Genomic DNA, 24,932 nt, shown 5'->3' on the forward strand with positions numbered 1-24,932 from the left:
GCGGAGCGCCGGCAACATCCAACGGGGAAGAACCCATGCCACAGAAGAACGAAGGCCTCGAAGTCACCGGCCTGAACAAGACCTACCCGGGCGGCATCCGGGCGCTGGAAGACGTCGACCTGACGGTCGAGCCGGGCCTCTACGGCCTGCTCGGCCCGAACGGCGCCGGCAAGAGCACGCTGATGCGGACTCTGGCCACGCTGCAGGCGCCGGACAGCGGCACGATCCTGCTCGACGGCGTCGACGTCCTGGCGGACCCGGACTACCTGCGGCGACGCCTCGGCTACCTGCCACAGCAGATCGGGACCTACCCGACGGTCACCGGCCGGCAACTCCTGGACCGTTTCGCCAATCTCAAGGGGCGCACGAACGCCGCCGAGCGGCGGCGCGAGGTAGCAGGACTCCTGGAACAGGTGAATCTCAGCCAAGACGCCGACCGGGCCGTCGCGACCTACTCCGGCGGCATGCTGCGCCGCTTCGGCATCGCGATCGCCCTCGCCGGGGATCCGCGCCTGCTGATCGTCGACGAACCGACCTCGGGCCTCGATCCGGCGGAACGGAGCCGCTTTCACCGGGTGCTCGCCGACATCGCGGCGGACAACGTCGTGCTGCTGTCGACCCACATCGTCGACGACGTCGAGAGCCTGTGCGAACGGCTGTCCATCCTCGACCAGGGCCGGATCGTCGCCGAAGGAACGCCGGCGTCCCTGGCCGCGGAGCTCGAAGGCCGCCTGTGGTCGCGCGTGGTTCCCCGCGGCGAGCCTCTGCCGGAGGACGCCCTGCACGTCTCGGCGAAGCCCACGGGCTCGCTGGTTGTCGTCGAGGCGTCTTCCCGCCCCGACGACCGCTGGGAACCCCAGGCGCCCCGCCTGGAGGACGTGTACCACGCCGCCATCGCGCACGGCAGCGGGCGGCGGGAAGCGAGGGTCGCGTGAACACCCTGCGTTTCGTCGCCGCCCAGGCGTGGCAGGAGTTCCGGGCCGGCTGCCGCGGGCCGCTGCTGGCGATCGTCTTCCCCGGGCTCATCGGCTACGCGCTGATCGTCATTCTCAACGCGGACTACATGCGTGAGATGGGCGCCACCGAGGTGCCCCGCAACAGCCCCCACGTGATCTACCTGATGATGGCCGGGCAGGCCGTCTGGATCTTCTTCGTCTGGGCCTGGCTCTTCGGCCTGAACGTGGTGCGCGACCGGAACGCCAGCCTGCACGAGGTTGTCCTGTCTACACCTGTTTCCCTGCCGGCGCTGCTCTTCGGCCGCTACCTGGGCGCCCTGGCTCTCTCGACCCTCCTTCCGGTCGCGACGGCCATCGGCTTCTGGCTGGTTCCGGCGCTCGGCGCCCTGGGGATCATCCCGCCGGACGCCGTGGGTCCGCACCCCTGGTTCGCGATGGCGCATTCGCTTCTGCTGTTCACCCTGCCGACCGCGGCCGGAGTCGGCGCGCTGTTCCTGTGCGCGGCGATCTGGACCCGTAGCATCGCGGGGCCCTTCGCGGTCGCGGCCATGCTGATGCTGGTCTGGATGGTAGCCATGGTCGTCGTTCGCGGCGGCGACGCCAGCCCGGCGGTCGCGACCCTGCTCGACGCCTCCGGCTTCGCCGAGATCGAGGAACAGACGAACCTGATGACGCCGCGCGAGAAGGCGGTCGCCGTCATCGAACTGACGCCGCCCCTGCTCGTCAACCGCCTGATCTGGACGCTGCCGCCGTTACTCCTGTTGGCGGTCGTGCTGCGCCGCGTCAACCGGGAACGCCTAGCGCTCGAGAAGGCGCCGGCGACGCGCCGGCGAAGGTCGCAAGCGAGCGGAGCGCGAGCGAAAGCGCCGCCGGAGTCCACTCTTCCCCCGGGCCCCGCGGCCACGCCGGCCTGGCTCCGGGCAACCTGGACCGAGGCGGCATGGCACCTGAAACTCTCGTTCCGGGGCTGGGGCACGCCACTCGCCCTCGCCATGATGGTGGCGACGGGCGTCGGCGGCGCCTTCGTTCACGTCGTCCTTCACGCCGACGGCCCGCTGCAGCCCCGCTCCGGACTCGTCGAGCGGATGATCATCGAGTACTTCTACCTCGTGGTCGTCTTCATGGTGGCCGCCTTCGTCGGCGTCATGGCGCGCCGCGACGACCGCACCGGCTGGAGCGAGATCAGCGACGCAACCTCGGCGCCGGTCGGCACACGCGTCGTCGGACGGGCGCTGGCGTCGCTCTGCCTGACAGTCGCCTTCGCCCTGACTCCCCTCGTCGCGGTGTGGATCGTCACCGGATTGGCGCTTCCCGGCGCCTTCAGCCTCGCCAATCCGGCACCGTTCTTCGCCCTGCTGCTGGCGCCCGCGCTGCTGGAAGTCGCCGCGGTCGTGCTGCTGGCGCATGCGCTGATTCGCCACGCGGGAGCCGCGCACGCCGTCTCGGTCATCTGCGCGTTCATCATCGTGGTCAACCACGAACTGGCCGTCACGACCTATCCGCCGGCGGAGTTCGGGGTGCCGGCGCACGCTACAGTGTCCGAGTTCGCCGGCTGGGGGCCCTGGATGAACCACATTCTGACGGCCGACCTGTTCAAGCTGGCCATCGTGGTGGTTCTCCTTGCCGTGGCGTGGTTGGCGTGGCCGCGAGGCACCGCGCTGACCGTGCCCCTGCGCTGGCGAACCGCTCTCGGCCGGGTCCCGGGTGGAGCGGGAGTGCTGGCGGCGGCTGGCGTCGTCCTGGCCTTCGGCACCCACACCGTGCTGTACGAGCAGTTCGTCACCCTGGGCGGCTACCAGTCCGAAGCCAGCGAGACCGCGGAAGACGCCGAGTGGGAGAAGCGGTGGTGGGCGTCGGCGACCCCGTTCTCGACCGCCGGCGGCGAAGCGATCGTCGACGTCGATCCCGCGGGGCGCACGGCCACCGCCCGGTGGCGTCTGGACGGCGTCCGCTCCGCCTCAGGGCTTCTTCACGGAGCGCTTCCGGACGGCGCGGAGATTCAGCGCGCGACCGTCGACGGCGAACAGGCGGCGGTGACGGTCGCCCTCGACCAGTTCTCGCTTGAACTCGACGACTGCGGCCGGACTGGAGAGGAGGGCTGCACCGTGAAGCTCGACCTGACCGTTCGCGACGAGGGCTGGGCGGACCACGGCGAGAGCAGGTGGCTGCACGAATCGGGCGTCTGGCTGCGCGCGGCCGATGTCCTGCCGGCGCTCGGCCACGATCCCGACCGGCTGGTGCGCGCGCCGCATGATCGCGAGCTACACGGGCTGCCGGACGATCCCGCCGCCGTCGACGCCCACGCGCTGTCGCCCGCCATGGGAGTGGCCCCCGCGGGCGAATGGAGCTGGACGGTTCGTTTCGCCTCCACCGAAGACGCGGACCCGTCGCGACAGGCGAGGACGGCGACCGCGGGTCAGGTCAGCGGCCCGCTCGACTTCGCCGCCGCCTGGTGGCCGCGAAAGCCCCTGGAAGCGAACATGGACGGTGTGGCCGTGTACCACGGTTCGATGCGTTCGAACGATGTCGAGGTCGTCCTGAACGACGTGACCGGGATGCGGAGCTGCGTGGCCAGCCTGCTCGGAAGGGCTCCGGCCGTCGGCGCCGTGCTCCAGGCGCCCCGTGAGCTGGGAGCGACAGCGCTCCACGGCGGGCTGTTGTGGCTGCCGGAGCACGAGGGATGGGACGTCGCCGCCGACGGCTTCGGCCACTGGCGACGACGCGCGACGCTCGCGGCTGCCCTTGCGGCGCGGCAGCTCGCGGACGATGCCGGCCTGCGCAAGGAGCCCGGCGAGGACTGGCTGCGTGTCGGCGTGTCGGGCTGGATCGGCATGGAGTGCGTGCGCCGCGCGGACGGCAGGGACGCCTGGCTGGCCCTGCACTCCCGAGCCAGTGGTCAGGTCATCGAGGCGTTCGGCGCGCTCGATGCGCCCGCGATCAGCGTCGAGGCCGCGGGCGACGTACCGTGGATTCGTCACTACACGCCCCTGGCCACGGCGGCGTGGGTCGAGTCCATCGGCCCGGCCGAAGCGGTCGCGGCCATCGACGAGGTGATCGCCGCGGTCCGCGCCGGCGGAGCGCTGCCCGAAGCCCTGGCGGCCGCGGTCGGCGAAAAAGACGCCCGCGCGCTGCTCGGACCGCCCGCGTCCTCCGACGTGCTGGTCGCGGAGTCCGGGCGAACGGTGGAGATCGAGGGTCAACGCTGGCTGTGGCGGGACGGCGGTTGGGAACCGCTCACCGTGCCCATCCACGTGACCCAGCGCTACGAGGACGGCAGCGAGGAGCGCCACCGGATCGGACCGGTCCCGACGGCCGCCGACCCCGAGGCGCCGTTCACGATCATCGACGCCTGGCCGTCGTTCGAGCGTTCGCCGACCGACAACGTCTGGCGCGGAGAAGGAGGAGGAGAATGACCGAATCGCACGAATCGAACACGGGGGCCACGCCCCTTCTCGAAGCCCGCGGACTGTCCAAGGACTACGGCGACACGCGAGCCCTCGACTCCCTGGACCTGGCGATAGCGCCCGGAGAGGTCTATTGCCTCCTCGGCCCCAACGGCGCGGGGAAGACCACCACGATCAACCTCTTCCTCGGGTTCGTGGCGCCCTCGGCGGGTCAGGCCCTCGTGTCCGGCCTGAACGTGTCCACTCACGACCGCGAGTCCAAGCGCCGGGTCGCCTACATCCCGGAGCAGGTGATGCTGTATCGAAACCTCAGCGGGATCGAGAACCTCGAGTACTTCGCCGCGTTGGGCGGCCAGGGATCGCTGGGTCGGGAGCGACTGGTCGAGATTCTCGTCGAAGCCGGCCTGGACGGGGAAGCGACCGGGCGACGGGTCTCCACCTACTCCAAGGGCATGCGCCAGAAGGTCGGCATCGCGATCGCCATCGCCAAGGAAGCCGACGCGCTGCTGCTGGACGAACCGACGTCCGGTCTCGACCCCACGGCCTCGAGCGAGTTTTCGGCGCTGGTCGAGCGGCTCAGGAATCGCGGCGTCGGCGTGCTGATGGCGACTCACGACCTGTTTCGCGCAAAGGACACCGGCACGCGAGTGGGCATCATGCACTACGGACGCCTGGTCACGGAGCTGAGCACCGCCGAGATCGGCCATGCCGACCTCGAGCGCATCTATCTCGAACACGTACGCGACAACGGAGCATCGCCATGATCCGTCACATCGTCCGCAAGGAGTTCACCGACACGATCCGGGACGGCCGCTTCCGCTGGTGCGCGATTCTCGTGGGGTCGCTGCTGCTGGTCTCGCTGGCCCATGGGTGGGTCCAAGCGCGGAAGGCACACGAGGAGCATGCGGCCGCGCAGGCCACGGCTCGCGAGCACTGGGAGACGCAGGGCGAGAAGAACCCTCATTCGGCGGCGCACTACGGCGTCTATGCCTTCAAGCCCCGCCTGGCGCTGTCCTTTGTCGACGAAGGCGTGGACCCCTTCACCGGTACGTCGGTGTGGCTGGAGGCGCACCGGCAGAACGACTTCCTGTTGCGTCCGGCCCAGGATGCAACGGCGGCGCAGAGGATAGGGGCTCTGACGGCGGCACAGGTGCTGCAGCATCTCGTGCCCCTGCTGATCATCCTGTTGACGTTCGGCGCCTTCGCCAGCGAGCGCGAACGGGGAACGCTGCGCCAACTGCTGGCCACCGGCGTCGGCTGGAGGGAGCTGGCCCTGGGCAAGGCGCTGGGCACTTCCGGTGCGCTGGCGCTGCTGCTGGTGCCGGCGGCCCTTGCAGGGGCGGCGGCCCTGGCCGTTGCGAACCCGGGTCCGGTGGCATCGCCGCTGGCAAGAGGCGTCGTCCTGGCCTGCGTCTACCTGGCCTACTTCGTCGCCTTCCTGGCGCTGTCTCTCGCCGTGTCCGCGAGGGCGAAGTCGGCGCGAACCGCGCTGGTGTTCATGCTGGCCGTGTGGGTGGTCAATGGGCTCGTGGCGCCGCGCGTCGCGGTGGACCTGTCGAAGTGGCTCTACCCGACGCCCTCCGCCTTCGAGTTCGCCCGTACCGTGGAGAGCGAGATGGCCACGGGCACCGACGCCATCTCCCGTCCGGACCGCGCCGAGTCGACCGAGCGTCTGCTCGCCGAGTATGGAGTGGAACGGGTCGAGGACCTGCCCATCAACGCGGTCGGCGCTTATCTGCAGGAGAGCGAGGAGTTCGGCAATCGGATCTTCGACCGCAACTACGGCGCGTTGTGGGACACCTTCAGGCGTCAGGGCCTCCTGCAGGAAGCCCTGGCGGCTGCGGCCCCGTCGATCGCGGTTCGCACGCTCTCGATGGGGTTGGCCGGAACGGATGTCGAGCAGCACAGGCACTTCGCCGAAGCCGCGGAGACGTACCGCCGCGATCTGATGCGGCAGATGAACGGCGACATGACCGAGAACTCCCTGACCGGCGACTTCTCGTACGCCGCGGGCGCCGAGCTCTGGGAATCCGTGCCTCCGCTGGAGTACGAAGCCCCGCCCCTGGGCTGGGTGCTGGGCAACCGGATCCTGTCGCTTGCCGTGCTCGGCGCGTGGCTGGCGGGCGCCGTCCTGTTCGCGTCCGCTCAGGTCCGGCGGGCGGAGGTCTCCTAGGTGACGGCGCGAACCGTCCTGAGGAACGAGTGGCGTCTGCTGATGGCCGATCGGCCGCTCAAGATCGCCCTCGGGCTCTTCGTCGTCCTGCTCGGCTACGCGCTGACGAACGGGGTCGTCTGGCTGCGGTTCCAGGAACGCACCGTGGAGGCCACGACGAGCGGCAACGTCGAGCGCGCGAGCGCCCTGGAACAGGAACTGGAAGCCATCGAAGCCGGCGGCCAGCCGTCTTCGCCCTTCGCCGACCCGCGCTCGCCCCTCGTGCTCGGCGGCCCCTCAGGCAGCCAGACCGCCGTGCTGGCGCCGGGCCCTCTGACGGCCCTTGCGATCGGACAGAGCGACCTCCTTCCCTACTACTACGACGTCAACGTCTACACCAACGAATCGTCGTTTCACCAGAACGGCGAGGTCGAGAACCCGCTCAACCTGATGGTCGGACGGTTCGACCTCGCCTTCGCGGTGGTTTACCTGCTGCCGCTGCTCGTTCTGGCCCTCAGCTTCAACGTCCTCTCGGAGGAGCGCGAGCAGGGGACGCTGGCGTTGACCCTCTCGCAACCCGTGTCGGCCCGCAACGTCGTGACCGTCAAGCTCGCTTTCCGGGCGCTTCTGGTCGTGGGGACCGTGCTTGGCGTCTCGCTGCTCGGCGCCCTGGCTACCGGAGGCTTCGGTTCGCCCGACCGGATTTTCCTCTGGAGCTTCACGGTCGTCACCTACTCGCTCTTCTGGTTCGTGCTCGCGGCGTGGGTCAACACCCTGCGCCGATCCTCGGCCTGGAACGCGACGGTCCTCGTGGGCGCGTGGCTGGTGCTCGTGGTGGTGCTGCCGGCAGCGATCAACGCCGCGGCCGGCCTGCTGCACCCATTGCCGTCGCGTGTCGAGATGATCACGGCTCAGCGCGAGGCATCGAACGACGCCGTGAACCGGCGAAGCGAGTTGCTCGCCCGCTACCTGGAAGACCATCCGGAGATGGCCGAAGGCGTGGTCGCCGACGAGCCCGGCCTGGGCGCGCTCTCCTGGGCCGCCACAGATGCCGTCAACAGGCGCCTGGAGGAAGTCACGGCGGAACACGATGCACGCCGCGCCGAACAGATCGCCCTGGTGCGCCGCTATCGCTTCCTGTCGCCGGCGCTCCTGGCGCAGGAAGTCCTCCTCGACGCCGCGGGGACGGGTGACGCGCGCTTCGCCCACTTTCAGTCCCAGGTGAGAGAGTTCGCCGAGCAGTGGCGGGAGTTCTTCGTACCCGCAGTCCTCGCCGACGAGCAGATGAACGCCGGCGTCCTTGCCAACGTGCCGAGGTTTGGCTTCGCCGACGAAGGAATCAGCGATGTCGCCCGCCGCGCGACTGCGCCGCTCGCCGTCCTGGGCGGACTCCTCGCGCTGGTGAGCGCGGCCGCGGGAGTCGGACTCGGCCGGGTGCGAGGCGCGGACTGAGCGAGGGATACGATGCACAGCCGAAATGCCCAGAACGATGATCGCCGCCGGCGGCCTGTCAGCCCTGCTGCTCGCCGCGCCCGCGACCGCCCAACGCGGCGCCCCGGCCGGTGAGTGGCCGAGCTACGGCGGTGACGTAGGGTCGACCAAGTACTCGCCGCTCGATCAGATCGACGCCGCGAACTTCGGCGAACTCGAGGTCGCCTGGCGCTGGCGGTCGGTCGACGGATTCCTCAGCAAGTCGGAGGCGGGCGGCGAGTGGTACGCCGGCAGCGACGTCATCTTCAGCCGGCTGAAGGACGACGATCCGCTGCTCTGGCGCGCAGGCCGCGCTCCGTACATCCGCAACCTGAAGGCCACGCCGCTGATGCAGGAGGGGCTGCTGTTCCTGAACACGCCGATCTCGATCGGCGCCGCGGTCGACCCCGGCACGGGCCGGACGGTCTGGGCGTACAACCCAAAGAGCTACGAGAGCGGCACGACGACGATGACCGTCGTCTGGAACCAGCGCGGCGTCGCTTACTGGACGAACGGAGAAGAGGGCGACGACGCGGACAGCCGCGTCTACTGGGGCACGGGCGACGGCTACCTGCTCTCGGTCGACGCCCGTACCGGCCGCCCGAACGAGGACTTCGGCGACGGCGGGCGCGTCGACCTGATGAAGAACCTGCCACGCGCGAATCGCGGCGAGCGGGACTACCTGAACGCTTTGCTCTACTCGATGCAGTCGCCGCCGGTCGTCGTCCGGGACGTCGTCGTCACCGGCGCCTCGATCGCCGACCGCCGGATCACGAAGGAGTCGATCCCCGGCTGGGTGCGTGGCTGGGACGCGCGCACCGGCGAACTCCGCTGGGTGTTCCGCACCGTGCCCCAGGAGGGCGACGAAGGCGTGGAGACCTGGGAGGACGAGTCCTGGCGCTACTCGGGCAACGCGAACGTCTGGACGATGCTCTCCGGCGACAACGAGAACGGCATCGTCTACCTGCCGACCGGCACCGCCACGAACGACTTCTACGGTGGCCACCGGCCGGGCGACAACCTCTACTCGGAGAGCCTGGTCGCGGTCGATGTCGAGACGGGCGAGAAGCTCTGGCACTTCCAGGCCGTCCGCCACGGCCTCTGGGACTACGACTTCCCGGCCGCACCGACGCTCATCGACCTCCCGGGTCGAGACGGAGCCGGCCCCCGACAGATCGTCGCCCAGGTCAGCAAGCAGGGCTTCCTCTACGTCTTCGACCGCGTGACGGGCCAGCCGGTCTGGGAGATCGAGGACCGCCCCGTGCCCCCGGCGACGATGCCCGGCGACACCGCGGCGCCGACCCAGCCCTTCCCGACGAAGCCGGCGGCCTTCGAGTACCAGGGCGTGACGGAAGACGACCTGGCCGACTTCACGCCCGAAATCAGGCAGATGGCTCTCGACGTGATCGAGGACTACCGGATCGGTCCGCTCTACACGCCGCCGTCCCTGCCCGAGCCCGGAGGCAAGCGGGGAACAATCTTCCGGCCGTCTGCCGGAGGCGGCGCGAACTGGTACGGCGCCGCGGTCGATCCGGAAACCGGCTGGCTCTACGTGCCGTCGCGGAACGCGTTCAGCATGGTCACCTTCTACACGCCCGATCCTCTGGAAGGCGGCACGCTCCGCTACACCCACGGCGGCCGCGGCCGGCGTCCCGCGATGCCGGAAGGTCTGCCGCTGTTCAAGCCCCCGTACACGCGGATGACCGCGATCGACCTCTTCACCGGCGAGCACGTGTGGATGAAGCCGCTCGGCAACAACGACACGCTGCGCAACCACCCGCTTCTTGTGGACCTCGACCTGCCCCCGCTCGGCGGCGACACCTACACCGGACCGCTGCTGACGAAGACGCTGCTGATCCACGGCCAGCACGCCCCGGAGGACGACGGCGGCAACCGCCTCGTCGCCCGGGACAAGCGGACTGGCGACGTGGTCGCCGAGGTGCCGCTGCCGGCGCGCGGGCTCGGCACGCCGATGACCTACCTCTGGGAGGGCAGGCAGTACATCGCGCTGACGGTCGCCGGCAGGCGCGAGACGGACGGCGTACCGGAGCTGATGGCGTTCGCGCTGCCTTGACGCTTCCCGAAACACACCGTCCCGTCGGAGCGTCCTGACAGTTATGAAAAACGCTCTCAGCTTCACGATTCTGGTCGCCGGCCTGGCCGGCTGCGGCAGCGACGGCACGCCGCCCGAGGCCGCGGTCGTCGACGGTCCGGGAACCTCCTCCATCAAGGGCGAGGTCTGGGCGGACAACTGGTTCGCCTTCTACCTGGGCGACCGGCTGATCGTCGAGGATTCCGTGCCGATCACGACGGAGCGGTCGTTCAACGCCGAGGCCTTCGTCTTCAACGCCGACTACCCCTTGCAACTCAACTTCGTCGCCAAGGACTTCAAGGAGAACGACACGGGCCTGGAGTACATCGGCCGCGGCAACCAGCAGATGGGAGACGGCGGACTCATCGCGCAGTTCACGGACGCTGAAACGGGGGAGCCGGTCGCGATGACCGACTCCGCCTGGCGATGCCTGGTGATCCACGAGGCGCCGCTCGATCGCGCCTGCGAAGACGAGGCCGACCCGGCGCCCGGCGTCGGCCCTTGCCAGTTCACGGCGATGGCCGAACCCGAGGGCTGGCGGGAGCCAGGATTCGACGACACCGAATGGCCGTCAGCCGTCGAGCACAGCGCGGCGGCGGTCAGGCCGAAGGGCGGCTACGACGCGATCGACTGGTGGGACGACGCGCGCCTGATCTGGTCGGCCGACCTCGAGACGCAGAACACGCTGCTCTGTCGCCTGACGGTGCAGCAACCCCCGACGCGAGTCGTTCGGCCTAACGCCTCGCCATGAACGCGGCGACGGCGTCGCGGTGAGCGTCGCTCTGGTAGGCCGCCTGGAGTTCTTCGATTTCACGGCGGTGGATCTCGTCGAGATCATGCGATGAGCCGTTCTTCGTCAGCAATCGCTTGATGGCGCGCAGCGAGCTGTCGGCGTTCTCGCCGATCCGGGCGGCCATCTCGAGCGCTCGATCCAGCGTCTCGTCGTGCGGCACGACGGCGTTCGCGAAACCCATCGCCTCGAGTTCCGAGGCGTCGTAGAGACGACCGGTCAGGCACATCTCGCTCGCCTTCGCCCAGCCGACCCGCTGCACCAGGAAATGCGAGGAGCAGAGCTCCGGCACCAGCCCCATCCGCACGAAGAACATGCCGACGCGGGCGCGCTCCGAGAGCACGATGACATCGAAGGGCAGAGCCAGCGTGATCCCCACACCGACGGCGACGCCGTTGATCGCGGCGATCATCGGCTTCGACTCCCGCACCAGTTCCACCCAGGGGCGGGGCGGCCTGCGGTCGGCCTCCGCCCCGGCCTCGCCGCCGTCGAGCCGGGCCTTGAACTGCGCTCCGATGTCGGCGCCCGCGCAGAACCCGCGTCCCGCCCCGGTGACGACGATGGCCGCCAGATCCGGGTCGTCGTTGGCGGCTTCGATCGCGTCGACCAGCTCGAGGTTCATCTGCCGGGTCCAGGCATTCAGCTTGTCCGGCCGGTTCAACGTGAGGATGCGGGTACGGCCCCGGTCCTCGACCAGGATTTGCTCGTAGTTCGTCACGGTCATGGATGATCTCCCGATCTGCCCTTGGTCAAACTGTGCGGGGCGCGGCGGGCGCTCAGGCTCCGCCCCGTACCGGCTCGATGCGTGGTGGCGGCGCGGTCGCCTCGGCCTGCCGCCGCGCCAGAGAGAGCCGGGCGCGGCGCGCCACGAACCAGACGCAAACGAGGAATAAGGCGATCGCGTTGAGCCTGAGCGGCAGGATCATCGTCGTATGCACCGTCTCCGGCGACGACTGCATCTGGTGGATGCTCCGCCACCAGTTGACCGAGAAGTAGACGAGAGGCGCGTTGACCGAAGCGACGATGCTCGCCGCCGCCGTCCAGGGCGCGCGCCGGTGCTCTTCGGCGAAGCGGCGCAACGCCAGTACGCCGAGGAAGGTCAACCACATGACGAACGTGAAGGTCAGCCGTGGATCCCAGGCCCAGTAGACCCCCCATGTCGGCTTGGCCCAGACGATCCCTGAGAGCAGCCCCGCCGTCTCGAGGACGACGCCCACCTCGATCACGCCGACGAGCATGCCGTCGATCCAGGCCTTGCGTTTCCACAGCCAGGCGGCGCCCACGAAGCCGGCACCGCAAAAGCAGACCAGCGCGTTCCACTGCAGCGGCACGTGAACGTAGAGGATGCGGTAGACGTCGCCCATGAAGCGCTCCCTGGGCGCCACGAAGAGGCCGAGGTAGACGCCCGCCACGAGCAAGGCCAGACCGACGAGTCCGAACCAGTGCTCCCAGGCCCAGGCGCGCTTGGAGGTCGCGGTCGTCATCGCGCGGGGACGTTAGCACCGGACACCTTGATACGGTCGGCGCTCGATTCCAGGCGGAGGGCTTCGAACGATGGCGGATTCCACAAACATCCTCGGCAGGCTGGGCGTATGGACCGGTCTCGACGGTTTCTCGGCGTCCCAAGCGGCCGAGTTCGCGGCCGCCATCGAAGCCCAGGGTTATGGCGCGCTGTGGACTCCCGAGGCGATCGGCCGCGACCCGTTCGCTCTAGTCGCCTACCTTGGCGCCCGCACCGAGCGAATCACCCACGCGACGGGCATCGCGAACATCTACGCCCGTGACGCGATGACGACGAAGGCGGTCCACAAGACGCTGTCCGAGATGCTGCCGGGCCGCTTCGTCCTCGGCCTCGGCGTCTCCCACCCGCACCTGGTCACCCACCTGCGCGGACACGAGTACAAGCCGCCGGTGCCGAAGATGCGCGAGTACCTCGAGGCGGTCGGCAAGGCCTTCTACCGCGGCCCCGAACCCGAACAGGAAGCGCCGATCGTGATCGCCGCGCTGCGGCCGCTGATGCTGAAGCTCGCCGCCACTGGCGCCGACGGCGCCCATCCCTACCTGGTGACGCCCGAGCACACGCGAAGGGCCCGCGAGATCATGGGCGACGGGCCGCTCCTCTGCCCCGAGCAGAAGGTGATCCTGACCACGGACGCCGAGGCGGCCCGCAAGATCGGCCGCGCCAACCTCTACGTCTACCTGCGAGCCCCGAACTACCAGAACAGCCTGCTCGAACTGGGCTACACCGAGGACGACTGGCAGGAGTTCCAGGCCAGCGACCGCCTGGTCGACGCCCTGGTCGCCTGGGGCACGGAAGATCAGATCCGTGAACGCATCCAGGCCCACTGGGACGCCGGCGCCGATCACGTCTGCATCCAGGCCTTCCGCCCCGACGGCAAGCCCGGAGCGGACCTCGACGCCCTGGCGACCCTAGCCCCGGGCCGCTAGGACTCGTGATCTCAACGAAGGAGACGACCGTGAAGAACCGACCCTCCGCCACCGCCATCGTCACCGCCGCCCTCCTCGCGCTGGCCGCAATCGCCTGCGCGCCGGCCGAGGAAGCCCCGGAACCGGTCGACCTCGAGGCGCCCCTCGCCGATCTCGCCGAAGGCTGGAACACGATCACTCCGGGCGGGAGCACGACCTGCTCCGACGGCTCGCCCTTCCGGTTCTTCGTCCGCAAGGCCGATCCGACCCAGCTCGTGTTCTACCTCCAGGGCGGGGGCGGCTGCTGGAACGCTCAGACCTGCGACCCGCAGGGCCGGCCGACCTACACGATGACCGCCATCGAGGAGATGCGCTCTCCGAGCGGCACGGAACCCGAGGAAGGCGCGGCCCACGGCATCGCCGCCTTCAACCACCCCGAGAATCCGTTCGCCGACCACAGCTTCGTGTTCGTGCCCTACTGCACCGGCGATGTCCACATCGGCGACCGGGACACGGCCTACGAAGTCCCGGCGACCGAGGAGGAACCGGCCCGCCAGGTGACGATTCACCACCGCGGCTACACGAACGGCCGGGCGGCTCTCGACTGGACCTACGAGCACTTCCTGGGCCCCGAGACCGTCTTCATCACCGGTTCGAGTGCCGGTTCGATTCCCTCGCCGGTCTACGCCCGCCACTTCGCGGAGAACTATCCCGACGCCCGCGTGACCGCCCTCGGCGACGGCGCCGGCGGCTATCGCAACCTCACCGACAGCAGGCCGCACGAATCCTGGGGAACCCTGGCCGCTCTCTCCCACTTCGAGAACATGAACGAGGTTGACAGCGACAGCTTCTCGTTCGAGGCGCTGTACATCCAGGCCGCCAAGGCCCACCCCGAGGCGATGTTCACGCGCTACGACACCGCGGAAGACGACGTCCAGATTCAGTTCCTGGAGATCGCCGGCACCGATGTCAGTGGCGGTCTGCAGCCGCTGCTCGACGCGAACGAGGCCGACATCGACGCGGCGCTCGAGGGCCAGGACAACTACCGGAGCTACATCGCGGCGGGCGAGTTGCACACGATCATGCTGCGGCCCCAGTTCTACACGTACGAGTCGGACGGCGTGAAGATCCGTGACTGGGTCGCGTCGCTCGCCGCCGGCGAAGCGGTCGACGACGTCCACTGCGGCGACTGCACCGGTTCACCGGAGCCAGCTGCCATGGAGGCCGGCGAAGCGACCGGGCCCTAGCGCGGCGGGCCTAGTCCGGGAAGAGGCTCCGGTCGAGGCCGGGGATGATCTTCAGCGCGTTGCGGAAGTAGACCTTCTCGAGTACCTCGTCCGACAGGCCGAGCCCGTACATCTTCCAGTGGGCGTGGCGCTTGCGGTAGTAGTCGAAGTACTCGTCCCGCGTCTCCAGCACGCGGAAGTAGACGTGGTACCCGTCGATCGGATCCCAAGAGTCCTTGCCCATCAGGACGCGGTCCTGGTACTTCTCCATGAAGGCCGCGCCCGTTATCGGCTGGCGGCCGAGTTCGGCGAGAACCGCGCCGAGCTCCGTGTAGACGTTCGGCAGTTCGTCGAGCAGCTTGCCGAGCCGTCCCAGGTCGTTGCCGAACCAGCCGAGATGGGCGTTGATGAACGTCGTGTTCGGGTGATTGCGGAACAGGTTGTGCTGCTCCTCCATCGTCTGGTCGAACGGGGCGAAACGGGTCGCGTCGTCGCGGCGCCGGTTCGGGAACTGCTTGAGTTCCAGCCAGCGCTCGTTGTGCTCGTCCCACGGGTCCCAGAACGGCGACGGCTCGCCGACGTGGATCAGGACGGGGATGCCGAGCTCGCCCGCCATCGCCCACACCGGGTCGATGCGCCGATCGTCGGCCGCCACCCGGTTGCCGTCGACGTCGGTCTGGAACATGCTGAGGTTCTTGTAGATCTTGAGCCCCTGCGCGCCGGCATGAAAGTCCGCCTCGAGCTGCGCCGCGGCCGCCTCGCCCCAGCCCGGCTCGCCGATGCCGGAGAAGTCGACGTTCGCGTAGACGACGAACCGGTTCGGGTAGCGGCCCTTCGTCGCGGCGAGGTTCGCCTTGAGACCCTCGCCCGAGCCGCCGCTCAGGTTGACGAACACGGCCATGTTCATCTTGTCCATTTCCTTGACCATCTGGTCGATCCGGGCCGGATCGCCGCCCCGCAGGTGGCCGTGAGCGTCGACGAAGGGGAACTTCGCGCGCGTCACCGGACCGCCCGGCACCTTGAGCGTCGAACGCGGCTCGTAGGCCTCCACGGTCATGTCCTGAGCGGCGGCCGGCAGCGCCGCCACGAGCAAGAGGGAGGCGAGCAGAAACGAAGTCGGACTAGCGACCGAAATCGACGCGTTCGAGCGATATGTGACCGGCATGTTCTCTTCCCTCGGGTTCCTGGTTGCTAGCGCCCCGAAACTCCTCGCAGGCTCGGCGTTTCGGCCCATCCCGTCCTCTCCCAAGGGCTTGCGCCTCGACTCACACGTAGCGTTCCACGGCGCAAGCCCTTGGTCGATGCGGTCGGAGTCTACGGCAGGTTTGTCACATCGCACGCGTATACTCCCCGCGATGTCCATCGTGCGCGCCGCCGAGGTCGTCGTGCTGCTTTGCACCGTGTACATCGCCTGTGGGCTGGTCTTCGCTCCCTTCTTCGCCTGGCGCGGAGTCGGCCGCGTCGATCCCTCAGCACGATCGGCCGGACTCGGCTTCCGGCTCATCATTGTCCCAGGCGTCGCCGTGCTCTGGCCCGTCCTGCTGCGGAGGTGGCTTGCCGGCCGATTGCCGCCTTCGGAGCGCAACGCTCATCGCGATGCGGCCACCGGTCGACCGAGGCAGGAGTCCGGGTGATCCGCGGCCTGCGGCGGCGTCACCGGCTGATCTGGACGGTGCTGTTCCCCATCCTGGCGGTCCTCGTCGCCGCCGCGGTCCTCTTTCGTCCCGAGCCGCCGCTCGTGGACGCTCTTTCCGAACCGCGTGAGGTGGCGGCGGTTGGCGTCGAGGCTCACGCGCAAGATGAAACCGAACCAGCGCGGAACGAAGATCCGTGAGCGCGGAGTACCAGGCGGTCCTCTGGAACCGCAACAAGAAGCTCTACGACCTGACGATCGCCGTGGGCGTGGTGATCTTCCTGGGCCTTTTCGTGGGCATCGGCATCTCGATCCGGCCACAGGCGACGATCGAGACCCTCCTGATCCGCGGTTTCGGCGCCGGCGCCCTGCTGGTGCTTCACGTCGTGCTCGCCATCGGACCGCTTTGCCGGCTCGACCCGCGGTTCCTGCCCCTGCTCTACAACCGCCGGCACCTCGGCGTTTGCGCGTTCCTGCTGGCTCTCGCCCACGGCGGGTTCTCGATCGTCCAGTTCCACGGCCTCGGGGTCTTCAATCCACTGGTCAGCGTGCTGGCGAGCAACGGAAACTACGACAGCCTGACCCAGTTCCCGTTCCAGGCGCTCGGCCTGGCGGCGCTCGTCATCCTGTTCCTGCTGGCGGCGACCTCGCACGACTTCTGGCTCGCGAACCTGACCGCGCCGGTCTGGAAGTCGCTCCACATGCTGGTCTACGTCGCGTACGGACTGATCCTCGTGCACGTCGCGCTGGGCAGCCTGCAGGCCCCGGAGCGACCGCCGGTGCTGGCCATTCTGCTGGGAATCGGCTTCGTCGGCATCGCCTCGTTGCACCTCGTAGCCGGCTGGCGCGAACGCGCTCCGACGCCGGCCGCCGCGGCGGAGGGCTCCACGGTCGACGTCTGCGCCATCGCCGACATTCCACTCGACCGGGCGCTGATCTTCCTCCTCAGCGGTGAGCGAGTAGCCGTGTTCCGCTATCGCGCCGACGGCGGCGAGCGGATCGCGGCCGTCTCCAACGTCTGCCAGCACCAGAACGGCCCGCTGGGCGAAGGCCGGGTCATCGACGGCTGCATCACCTGCCCCTGGCACGGCTACCAGTACCGTCCCGAGGACGGCTGCTCGCCGCCGCCGTTCACCGAGACGATTCCGACTTTCAACGTCCGTGTCGCGGACGGTCGGGTGCTGGTTGATCCCCGACCGAACCCGCCTGGAACCCGCGTCGAACCGGCCCGGATCGACGCTGCGGCCGGCGCCGGAGAACCTGCGTGACCGACGACCGCCATGACGAGCTCTACGTCGGCTACCTCGACGAGGCGCCCCCTGGCATCCGCCGGTTCGCGCGCCGGCTGGCCGTCGGGCTGATCGCCCTGGCCGCGGCGATCGGACTCGGTCTGGCGCTACTCCTCGAGCGGTTCGACGAGGGAGTGTTCGAGTACGGCACCGTGCGCGACTACTCCGGCGAACTGGTCGTCGATCCCCATCCCCGGCTGATCACGGCGGACGGACCAGCGGACGGCTACCTGCTGGTGGGCGTGGGCAAGCGCGAACTCGAGGTGGACGAACCGTCGAGATGGCCCTGGTCGCCCGCGCCGCCCAGGGACATCGAGCTGTCCGGCACACTGATACGGAACCCGGAGGCGACGATGCTCGAAGTGCACTCCTTCGTGATGTCGGACCAGGTCACCGTCGCCGCTGCTGAGGAAGCGTCCGACCCTCCGGGAGACTCGCAGACCCTCATCGGTGAGATCGTCGACACGAAGTGCTACCTGGGCGCGATGAAGCCCGGTCGCGGCAAGCCTCACCGCGATTGCGCCTCCCTCTGCATCCGCGGCGGCATACCCGCGGCACTGCTGGTCCGCACGATGAGCGGAGAGCGGCAACTGGTTCATCTCCTGCACGCCTCCGGCCGACCCGCCGGCCCGGAAGTGCTCGACTGGGTGGGCCACCCTGTCGAGATCACCGGACTGCTCCGGCGCGAAGACGACCGCCTGTTCCTCACGATCTTCGGCGCCGAGGCGATTCGCGCCACGACGCGGACCGGCTCATGACCGAAACGGCCAGCCTTCTCTCCGGGGACGCCGAGTCCCCGGCCATCCCCAGCCCCGAAGCCTTGCCTGAGGGTCGAATCGAGGCAGGCAGCTACCGGCTCCGCTTCGCCCGCACCGCCGCCGACATCGACCGGCTGCTGGCGCTGCGCTTCAAGGTCTTCAACCTGGAACTCGGCGAGGGCCTCGACGACTCCTTCGCCACCGGCCGCGACACGGACGACTTCGACTCGAGTTGCCACCACATGCTGGTCGAACGGACGGACGGCACCATGATCGGCACGTACCGGATGCAGACGGCCGCCATGGCGGCTCGCGGCATCGGCTTCTACTCGGCCACCGAGTACGACCTGGACGCCCTGCCCGGAGGCGTACTCGACCAGTCGGTCGAGATCGGCCGCGCCTGCATCCACCGCCGGCACCGGAAACGGACCGTTCTGTTCCTGCTCTGGCAGGGCCTGGCCCGCTACATAGTCCACAACCGGCTGCGCTACCTGTTCGGTTGCTGCTCCCTGACCAGCCAGGATCAGGCGGCCGGCATCCGGCTCTACCGGCAGCTCGTCGGGGCGGGCAAGGTCCGGCCCGACCTCGACGTACCGGTCCTCGAGCATGCCCGCTGCGAGGCGCCGTCCGAGATCGTCGAGGAAGGTCCGAAGGTCGAGATACCGCCCCTCTTCGCGACCTACCTGCGCTACGGCGCCCTGGTCTGCAGCCGGCCGGCCATCGACCGCGACTTCAAGACGATCGACTACCTGGTCCTGATGGACACGGCCACCCTCAGCCGGCGCATCCGGCTGATCTTCGGACTCGGCGAAGTCCCGCCGCCGGCTTCGGCGACACCGGCCGCCACGTAGAACGGCCAGGCCCGCCCCAGGCCCCGTGTCCGGTCCCAGCCCCCACTTCCCCAAGCGCACCGCGCGGCTGTGGCGGCTGGTCTGGCGGGGCCCGGCCCTGCTCCTGCTCACCCTGGCCGCGTGGTTGCCGCTGTTCGTCCTGAAACCGTTTCTCGCACCCCGCCGTTACCCGGCCTGGCGCAACCTGCGCGCAGGCATCATGCGCCACTGGGGCCACTCGTGCCTGGCCGTACTCGGCTGCAAGGTCACGGCCCGGGGCGCGTCTCCCGCCGCGCCCTGCCTGCTGGTCTCGAACCACATCTCCTACGTCGACATCCTGGTCCTCGCCGCGCACTCGCCCGCTCGCTTCGTCGCCAAGGCCGAGGTCGCGGACTGGCCCCTGGCCGGAACCGTGTGCCGGACGGTCGACATCATCTTCGTGGACCGAGGCCGGCGGCGCGACGTCACGCGGGTCGGCGATCAGATCGCCGGGGCCCTGGAGGCGGGCGATCCGGTCATCCTCTTCCCTGAGGGCACGTCGACCCCCGGCGACGCGGTGGCGACCCTCAAACCCTCGCTGCTGGCGCCCGCCGCCGTCCAGGAACTCCCGGTCCACTGGGCCGTCCTGCGCTACGAGACCCCGCCTGACGAGGATCCCGCCTACCTGAGTGTCGCCTGGTGGGGCGACATGCCGATGACGCCTCACGCGCCCGAGCTGCTCAAACTTCGTCGGATCGATGCCGAGCTCGAGTTCGGAGCAGAGCCGCTACGGAGCGCCGACCGCAAGGAACTCGCAGGCCGGCTGCGGCGCCGGATGACGGCTGTGTTCAGGCCCATGGTCTCGAGTGAGGAAGCAGCGGCATCGACCGGCGACCGCCGCTTCCCATGACGCCCCCCAGGAGGCGCCGGCCCTGGCTCCGGATCGCGCTCGTCGCCTATGCCGCCGCGCTGCTCGCGTCGACCGCCGTTCGCGTCGCGGTGCCCGAACCTCCGCGTCCCGAGCACCGGAACGCGATGGACATTCCCGCGCCGAGCGGCGGAGGCACGCTAAGGATCGCCTGGAAAGAGACGCAGGGTGGCGACGAGGCCGGACTGCCGCTCGTGCTACTCCACGGTTCTCCCGGAAGTGCCGACAACTTCAGCCAACTCCAGGCGATCTGGATACTGAAGGCACTGGCCGAGCAGGCTCGCAACACGGGCCAGAGCAACGAGGTGGAAGACGCCGCAGAACGAGACGCAGACCTTGCAGCGCCGAACTCGCAGGTCGACACCGACGAGGAACGAAGCGTCGTCCGGATCTACCTCAGAATCCCGGACCGTGGCCGGCGGACCATTACGCCCGACCTGCCAGGCTTCGGCGCCTCCGACCATCGCGTCGCCGACTACTCCTCCCGCGGTCACGCCGACTCCACGCTCAAGCTGCTCGATCGGCTGGACGTCGAACGGTTCCACGCCCTCGGCTTCAGCATGGGGGGTGCGGTCGCGCTCCATCTCTCCGACCAGGCGCCCGACCGGGTGGCCTCCCTCATCCTGATGTCCTCGATCGGCGTCCAGGAACTCGAGCTCCTCGGCGACTACCGGGTCAACCACGGGCTCCACGGTCTGCAGCTAGGCCTGTTCTGGGGAGTTCGAAACCTCGTTCCCCACTTCGGCGCCCTGGACATGGCCGTCGCCCGCTCCTACGCCCGCAACTTCTACGACACGGATCAGCGGCCGCTGCGCGGCATCCTGGAGTCCCTCGAGGCGCCGGTCTTCATCATCCACGGCGCGCAGGATCCGCTGGTGCCGGCCGCCGCGGCGCGGGAGCACCACCGGATCGTGCCGCACAGCGAGCTTTGGATGCGACCGGACAGCCACTTCTTCCTGTTCCGCGGCGGCGAGCACCTGGCGGACCGCATCGAGGACTTCCTCAGCCGGGTCGAGGCCGGCGAGGCGTCGACCCGCGCCGATGCCGAACCGGAACGGCTGCGGCGAGCGGCGCTGCCGTTCGACGACCTGGACCTACCGCCCTTCACCGGGCCCGCCCTGCTGATCGTCTTCCTGCTCCTCGTGTTCGCCGCGTACGCCAGCGAGGACCTGACCTGCATCACGGCAGGCCTGCTCGTGGCCCAGGGTCGGCTCGACTTCCCGGTCGCCGTCGCCGCCTGCTACGTCGGCATCCTGAGCAGCGACCTCGGCATCGCCTGGCTGGCGCGTGTCCTCGGCCGGCCGGCTCTCAGGCTGCCACCCTTCAAGTGGTGGGTCAGCGAAGCCAGGTTCGCAGAAGCCTCCGCCTGGCTGCGGCGCCGAGCGCTGGCGGTCGTCCTGGTAAGCCGCTTCCTGCCCGGAACGCGGCTTCCGACCTGCCTCGCCGCCGGCATCCTGCGCACGAGTCTGCTCCGCTTCTGCTTCTACTTCGCGCTCGCCGTGGCGATCTGGACCCCCGCCTTCGTCGGCGTCAACGCGCTCCTGGGACGCGAGGCGGTCGAACGCTTCGGCGGCCGCCTGCCGGGGGGCCTTCTCGGCGCCGCGCTGGCTCTGGCCCTCGTCATCTTCACCGTCCGCAGCGTGGTCGTACCGCTCTTCACCTGGCGCGGGCGCCGCATCTGGCGCGGCCGGCTGCTGCGCATCCGCCACTGGGAGTTCTGGCCGATGTGGGCGTTCTATCCGCCGCTCGCGCTCTACATCCTCTGGCAGGGCCTGCGGCGCCGCAGCCTGACGGCGTTCACCGCGATCAACCCCGCCATGCCGCTCGGCGGCCTGCTGGGCGAGTCGAAGAGCGACATCCTCGACGACCTGGCCGGCATCGGCGAGGCGCTGCCCGCCTGGAGGCGCCTGCCGCCCGGCCGCCGGGAGGAACGCGTCGCGGCTCTACACCGGTTCCTGGAGGACGAGAACCTCGACTACCCGGTCGTGCTCAAGCCGGACACCGGCGAGCGCGGACGCGGCGTCGCCGTGGCGCGCTCCGACGCTAAAGCGGCGACGTTCTTCGAAGTCACGCCCGGGCCCGCGCTCGCGCAGGAGTACGTGGCGGGCGAGGAGTACGGAGTGTTCTGGGCCCGCCATCCAGGCCGACGTGACGGGCACGTCTTCTCGATCACCCACAAGGTACGGCCCGCCGTGACCGGCGACGGAACCAGGACCCTCGAACGGCTGATCCTCGACGACCCGCGCGCCGTCGCCATCGCGCACATCTACCGGCGCGAACAACCCGAAGCGGCGACGCACGTCCCCGCGGCCGCCGAGAGAGTCGAACTGACCCAGGTCGGCGCCCACTCGCGCGGAACGATCTTCCTGGACGCCAACGACCTGCGCACGCCGGCACTGGAACAGGCGATGAACGAGATCTGCGCCGCCTACGACGGCTTCGACTTCGGCCGCTTCGACGTGCGCGTCCCGAGCGCCGAGGCCCTCCGCCGCGGCGAAGGTCTCCGTGTGCTGGAAGTGAACGGCGTGACCTCAGAGGCCACCCACATGTACGACCCCCGCTACGGCTTCTTCGCCGCCCATGCGATCCTGCGGCGGCAGTGGAGGTTGGCCTTCGACCTCGCCGAAGACCGCATCCGCGCCGGCGCCGAACCGGCCACTGTGCCCGAGATTCTCCACGCCGTGCGGGTGGAGCGACGAGCCCGCCGCAAGAGCACGACATAGCCGCGCTCCAGACTGGGTGCGCCGGCGCCCTCGCCGGCATCCGCCGAAGGCGGAATCCGTACTGACGGTCGCGCCTACCCGGTCTTCGCGGGCGCCTTCTTCTTCACCGCCCGCCGCCGCGGCTTCGGCTTCTCCAGCGCGTCGAGCCGCGCCTCGATCGCGCTCAGCCGTTCGACGACGGCCTCCAGGTCCGCCTTGCCGGGGACGCCGAGGGTCTCGAGCCGGCGCTCCAGGTGCTCATCGATTCCCGTCCGCGCCTTGGCTCGGGTCTGTTCGATCCCCTTCTCGGCCGCGGATCGCACCTGCTGAACCTTCTCCTCGGCCTTGTCCCGCCAGTTGCCCAGGGACTCCCGCCCCTGGCTCTCGACCTTCTCGCCGCGCGCGACCAGCCGGTCGAAGACCTTGGCGCCCACATCTGCCGCCTCGCCTGCTACGCCGGCGCCGGCCAGCGCCACCTTGTGGGCCGTTTCAACGGCGGACTCGACCACCGACCGCGGTTTCGAGTCGCTATCCCTGGTTTCCGTCGCGGATGCTGCTGTCATCTGATTCTCCTTAGCCGTCGCTTCACAGTCTCGATGGGGTTGCGGTAGTCCACCGTGCCCAGACCGCGGTTGGTCAGCTTGTAACCGATCAACGCCTGCAGCTTCTCGGGCATTTCCACCACGACGTCCCACGGCACGCCGACGAACTGGTTCTCCCGCTGCTTGAGCCACGCCAGGTTGAAGTTGAAGTTGAGGGAGCGTCGATACCCGTTCTCTGTCGAGTTCCCGCCGCCCCGGTGCCAGACGGCGCCGTCCCACAGGAACAGGGCCCCGGCAGGCATCTCCACCGTCACGGTCGGCACGTCCGGGTCGACCGGATCGGCCGAGCGGTGACTGCCGGGAACGATCTCCGTGGCGCCGTTCTCCGCCGTGAATGGATCGAGCGCGATCAGCGTGTTGGCGATCAGGGGGAAGTGCGGACGCGCAAGCGGATAGTGGCCATCGTCCTGATGCATCCGCTGGGGACGATCGCCAGGCCCCGGCCGCATCGCGGCGACGCCCGAGACCTGGTAGTCCGGGCCGAGCACCGCCTCCACCAGCCCCAGCAGACGGTCGTCCATCAGGAGTTCGTCCACGGCCCGCGTCTTGGCCAGCAGGTTGTGCGTGTGGATCGTCTGCTGGCCGTAGTCGTCCGTCATGCGACTGCCGATCTCGTCGAAGACGGGGGCAAGATCGCGGCGCAGCCGCTCCAGCATCTCTTCGCTCAGAAAGCCGGGCTCGACCGTGTAGCCGTCTTCACGAACGCGGCGTGCTGCTCTCTCGATGTCCATGGTTTCCTGTGAGTGGTGGTCCGATTACGTTGCGCGGCAGCGTAACATTGGGCCAATGAAGAGCTATACGAAGAAACCGAGGTTGTTGTTGGCCACCGTTCTGGCGGCGGTGGTCGCACTGTTCGCCTTCACCGGCGCCTACGCCCAGAGCGAGGCCGTCGCAAAGACGTTCGAGGCGAGCGACGGCACCACGATCCACTACCAGGTACAGGGCCGCGGCGATCCGATCGTGCTCCTGCACGGCATCACGTCCTCGGGCGACTCGAACTGGCGCGCCACCGGCATCATGGACCGGCTGGCCGAGGAGTTCCAGGTCATCGCGGTCGACCAGCGAGGACACGGCGAAAGCGGCAAGCCCCACGATCCGGCGATGTACGGCGAGCAGATGGCCCGCGACGTCGTCGAGCTGTTGAACCACATGAAGCTGCAGCAGGTGAACGTGATCGGCTACTCGATGGGCGGCTACATCACGATGAAGCTCGTGGCCCTGGCGCCGGACCGGTTGATGTCGGCCGTCGTGGCCGGCGCCGGCTGGCCTCACGCCGACCTGCGCGACCAGCACCTCTTCGACGATCTCGCCGGATCGCTGGAGACCGGCAAGGGCGTCGGGCCTCTGGTCGAACTGCTCTGGCCCGCCGAGCAGCCGCCCACGCCGGAGCAACTCCAGGCCATGGGCAACATGATGCTCGGCACGAACGACCCGATGGCCCTGGCCGCGGTTGTCCGCGGCATGGCCGGCCTCGACGTCAGCGCCGCTCTCCTCCGCGTCAACCAGGTCCCGATCCTGAACATCATCGGCAGCGAGGACCCCCTCAAGCCCTCAGCCGACGCCCTGGTCGGCGTCATGGGGGATCACCGTCTGCACGTGATCGAAGGCGCCAACCACCTCACGACGCTGCTCAACCCCGAGTTCTTCGACACCGTCCGAGCCTTCCTCATCGAACTCTGCAACTGCGCGTAGTG

General features: G+C 69.2%; 22 protein-coding genes. 17 read left to right on the plus strand and 5 right to left on the minus strand.

What is annotated here, in order from left to right:
- Positions 1-35 precede the first annotated feature (35 nt).
- The 7 genes from OXG83_08890 to OXG83_08920 are packed head-to-tail and all read left to right on the plus strand — an operon-like array spanning position 36 to position 10,825.
- Positions 36-935 (plus strand): ABC transporter ATP-binding protein, encoded by a 900-nt coding sequence (locus tag OXG83_08890; protein ID MCY3965142.1) that lies wholly within the window; start codon positions 36-38, stop codon positions 933-935.
- Complete coding sequence (locus tag OXG83_08895) at positions 932-4,369, plus strand: ABC transporter permease (protein MCY3965143.1); 3,438 nt, start codon at positions 932-934, stop codon at positions 4,367-4,369. Before OXG83_08890 ends, OXG83_08895 begins: the two co-directional genes overlap by 4 nt.
- Positions 4,366-5,124, plus strand: coding sequence for an ABC transporter ATP-binding protein (locus OXG83_08900; GenBank protein MCY3965144.1), 759 nt, complete (start codon positions 4,366-4,368; stop codon positions 5,122-5,124). Before OXG83_08895 ends, OXG83_08900 begins: the two co-directional genes overlap by 4 nt.
- Entirely contained in the window at positions 5,121-6,533 is a 1,413-nt protein-coding gene (locus OXG83_08905; protein MCY3965145.1) for a DUF3526 domain-containing protein, read from the plus strand. Before OXG83_08900 ends, OXG83_08905 begins: the two co-directional genes overlap by 4 nt.
- Positions 6,534-7,964, plus strand: coding sequence for a DUF3526 domain-containing protein (locus tag OXG83_08910; protein ID MCY3965146.1), 1,431 nt, complete (start codon positions 6,534-6,536; stop codon positions 7,962-7,964).
- A 25-nt stretch (positions 7,965-7,989) separates the two neighbouring features.
- A complete protein-coding gene (locus tag OXG83_08915; protein MCY3965147.1) occupies positions 7,990-10,056 on the plus strand; it encodes a pyrroloquinoline quinone-dependent dehydrogenase in 2,067 nt (688 codons plus the stop codon).
- A gap of 43 nt (positions 10,057-10,099) precedes the next feature.
- Positions 10,100-10,825 (plus strand): PEBP family protein, encoded by a 726-nt coding sequence (locus tag OXG83_08920; protein ID MCY3965148.1) that lies wholly within the window; start codon positions 10,100-10,102, stop codon positions 10,823-10,825.
- Here the strand turns inward: OXG83_08920 and OXG83_08925 are convergent.
- The gene (locus OXG83_08925) at positions 10,809-11,588 is read right to left on the minus strand and encodes an enoyl-CoA hydratase/isomerase family protein (protein ID MCY3965149.1); all 780 of its coding nucleotides are present in this window, start codon (positions 11,586-11,588) and stop codon (positions 10,809-10,811) included. The two genes, OXG83_08920 and OXG83_08925, sit on opposite strands and share 17 nt — an antisense overlap.
- A 52-nt stretch (positions 11,589-11,640) precedes the next feature.
- On the minus strand, positions 11,641-12,348 hold the full coding sequence (gene ccsA / locus OXG83_08930; protein ID MCY3965150.1) for a cytochrome c biogenesis protein CcsA: 708 nt from the start codon (positions 12,346-12,348) through the stop codon (positions 11,641-11,643).
- Between the two features lie 70 nt (positions 12,349-12,418).
- Between ccsA and OXG83_08935 the strand changes: the two genes are divergently transcribed.
- The gene (locus OXG83_08935) at positions 12,419-13,312 is read left to right on the plus strand and encodes a TIGR03620 family F420-dependent LLM class oxidoreductase (GenBank protein MCY3965151.1); all 894 of its coding nucleotides are present in this window, start codon (positions 12,419-12,421) and stop codon (positions 13,310-13,312) included.
- Between the two features lie 29 nt (positions 13,313-13,341).
- Positions 13,342-14,538: a pectin acetylesterase-family hydrolase gene (locus tag OXG83_08940; GenBank protein MCY3965152.1), complete on the plus strand. Its 1,197-nt coding sequence runs from the start codon at positions 13,342-13,344 to the stop codon at positions 14,536-14,538.
- 10 nt (positions 14,539-14,548) lie between these two features.
- On the opposite strand, the gene OXG83_08945 is transcribed toward OXG83_08940, so the two are convergent.
- Positions 14,549-15,682 (minus strand): amidohydrolase family protein, encoded by a 1,134-nt coding sequence (locus OXG83_08945; protein ID MCY3965153.1) that lies wholly within the window; start codon positions 15,680-15,682, stop codon positions 14,549-14,551.
- A 190-nt stretch (positions 15,683-15,872) separates the two neighbouring features.
- On the opposite strand from OXG83_08945, the gene OXG83_08950 reads away from it, so the two are divergent.
- Genes OXG83_08950 through OXG83_08980 form a run of 7 tightly spaced genes read left to right on the plus strand, consistent with a single transcriptional unit; the run spans position 15,873 to position 22,657 of the window.
- Positions 15,873-16,151, plus strand: coding sequence for a hypothetical protein (locus OXG83_08950; GenBank protein MCY3965154.1), 279 nt, complete (start codon positions 15,873-15,875; stop codon positions 16,149-16,151).
- Positions 16,148-16,351, plus strand: coding sequence for a hypothetical protein (locus tag OXG83_08955; GenBank protein MCY3965155.1), 204 nt, complete (start codon positions 16,148-16,150; stop codon positions 16,349-16,351). The genes OXG83_08950 and OXG83_08955 overlap by 4 nt, the downstream gene beginning before the upstream one ends.
- Complete coding sequence (locus tag OXG83_08960) at positions 16,348-17,418, plus strand: ferric reductase-like transmembrane domain-containing protein (protein ID MCY3965156.1); 1,071 nt, start codon at positions 16,348-16,350, stop codon at positions 17,416-17,418. The genes OXG83_08955 and OXG83_08960 overlap by 4 nt, the downstream gene beginning before the upstream one ends.
- A complete protein-coding gene (locus tag OXG83_08965) occupies positions 17,415-18,197 on the plus strand; it encodes a hypothetical protein (protein MCY3965157.1) in 783 nt (260 codons plus the stop codon). Before OXG83_08960 ends, OXG83_08965 begins: the two co-directional genes overlap by 4 nt.
- Positions 18,194-19,048: a GNAT family N-acetyltransferase gene (locus tag OXG83_08970; GenBank protein MCY3965158.1), complete on the plus strand. Its 855-nt coding sequence runs from the start codon at positions 18,194-18,196 to the stop codon at positions 19,046-19,048. Before OXG83_08965 ends, OXG83_08970 begins: the two co-directional genes overlap by 4 nt.
- A 25-nt stretch (positions 19,049-19,073) precedes the next feature.
- Entirely contained in the window at positions 19,074-19,916 is an 843-nt protein-coding gene (locus OXG83_08975; GenBank protein MCY3965159.1) for a lysophospholipid acyltransferase family protein, read from the plus strand.
- Complete coding sequence (locus OXG83_08980; protein MCY3965160.1) at positions 19,913-22,657, plus strand: alpha/beta fold hydrolase; 2,745 nt, start codon at positions 19,913-19,915, stop codon at positions 22,655-22,657. The genes OXG83_08975 and OXG83_08980 overlap by 4 nt, the downstream gene beginning before the upstream one ends.
- 74 nt (positions 22,658-22,731) lie before the next feature.
- Here OXG83_08980 and OXG83_08985 read toward each other — a convergent pair whose 3' ends face one another.
- Both OXG83_08985 and OXG83_08990 read right to left on the minus strand, forming a co-directional pair.
- Positions 22,732-23,199 carry a phasin family protein gene (locus OXG83_08985; GenBank protein ID MCY3965161.1) on the minus strand — a complete coding sequence of 156 codons (468 nt, stop codon included), beginning with the start codon at positions 23,197-23,199 and terminating at the stop codon, positions 22,732-22,734.
- Positions 23,196-23,969, minus strand: a complete 774-nt coding sequence (locus OXG83_08990) for a phytanoyl-CoA dioxygenase family protein (GenBank protein MCY3965162.1) — start codon at positions 23,967-23,969, stop codon at positions 23,196-23,198. Before OXG83_08990 ends, OXG83_08985 begins: the two co-directional genes overlap by 4 nt.
- An 88-nt stretch (positions 23,970-24,057) precedes the next feature.
- Here OXG83_08990 and OXG83_08995 point away from each other — a divergent pair, with 88 nt between their 5' ends.
- On the plus strand, positions 24,058-24,930 hold the full coding sequence (locus tag OXG83_08995; protein MCY3965163.1) for an alpha/beta hydrolase: 873 nt from the start codon (positions 24,058-24,060) through the stop codon (positions 24,928-24,930).
- The last annotated feature ends 2 nt before the right edge of the window (positions 24,931-24,932 follow it).

The sequence above is a fragment of the Acidobacteriota bacterium genome, from assembly GCA_026707545.1.
Lineage (GTDB): Bacteria > Acidobacteriota > Thermoanaerobaculia > Multivoradales > Multivoraceae > Multivorans.

Bases quoted from the DNA above. Each gene is read 5' to 3' on its own strand.
- OXG83_08970 (MCY3965158.1), top strand. From the start codon at position 18,194: ATGACCGAAACGGCCAGCCTTCTCTCCGGGGACGCCGAGTCCCCGGCC.
- OXG83_08905 (MCY3965145.1), top strand. From the start codon at position 5,121: ATGATCCGTCACATCGTCCGCAAGGAGTTCACCGACACGATCCGGGAC.
- OXG83_08990 (MCY3965162.1), bottom strand. From the start codon at position 23,969: ATGGACATCGAGAGAGCAGCACGCCGCGTTCGTGAAGACGGCTACACG.
- OXG83_08950 (MCY3965154.1), top strand. From the start codon at position 15,873: ATGTCCATCGTGCGCGCCGCCGAGGTCGTCGTGCTGCTTTGCACCGTG.
- OXG83_08945 (MCY3965153.1), bottom strand. From the start codon at position 15,682: ATGCCGGTCACATATCGCTCGAACGCGTCGATTTCGGTCGCTAGTCCG.
- OXG83_08925 (MCY3965149.1), bottom strand. From the start codon at position 11,588: ATGACCGTGACGAACTACGAGCAAATCCTGGTCGAGGACCGGGGCCGT.
- OXG83_08935 (MCY3965151.1), top strand. From the start codon at position 12,419: ATGGCGGATTCCACAAACATCCTCGGCAGGCTGGGCGTATGGACCGGT.
- OXG83_08890 (MCY3965142.1), top strand. From the start codon at position 36: ATGCCACAGAAGAACGAAGGCCTCGAAGTCACCGGCCTGAACAAGACC.
- OXG83_08915 (MCY3965147.1), top strand. From the start codon at position 7,990: ATGCCCAGAACGATGATCGCCGCCGGCGGCCTGTCAGCCCTGCTGCTC.
- ccsA (MCY3965150.1), bottom strand. From the start codon at position 12,348: ATGACGACCGCGACCTCCAAGCGCGCCTGGGCCTGGGAGCACTGGTTC.
- OXG83_08920 (MCY3965148.1), top strand. From the start codon at position 10,100: ATGAAAAACGCTCTCAGCTTCACGATTCTGGTCGCCGGCCTGGCCGGC.
- OXG83_08900 (MCY3965144.1), top strand. From the start codon at position 4,366: ATGACCGAATCGCACGAATCGAACACGGGGGCCACGCCCCTTCTCGAA.
- OXG83_08985 (MCY3965161.1), bottom strand. From the start codon at position 23,199: ATGACAGCAGCATCCGCGACGGAAACCAGGGATAGCGACTCGAAACCG.
- OXG83_08980 (MCY3965160.1), top strand. From the start codon at position 19,913: ATGACGCCCCCCAGGAGGCGCCGGCCCTGGCTCCGGATCGCGCTCGTC.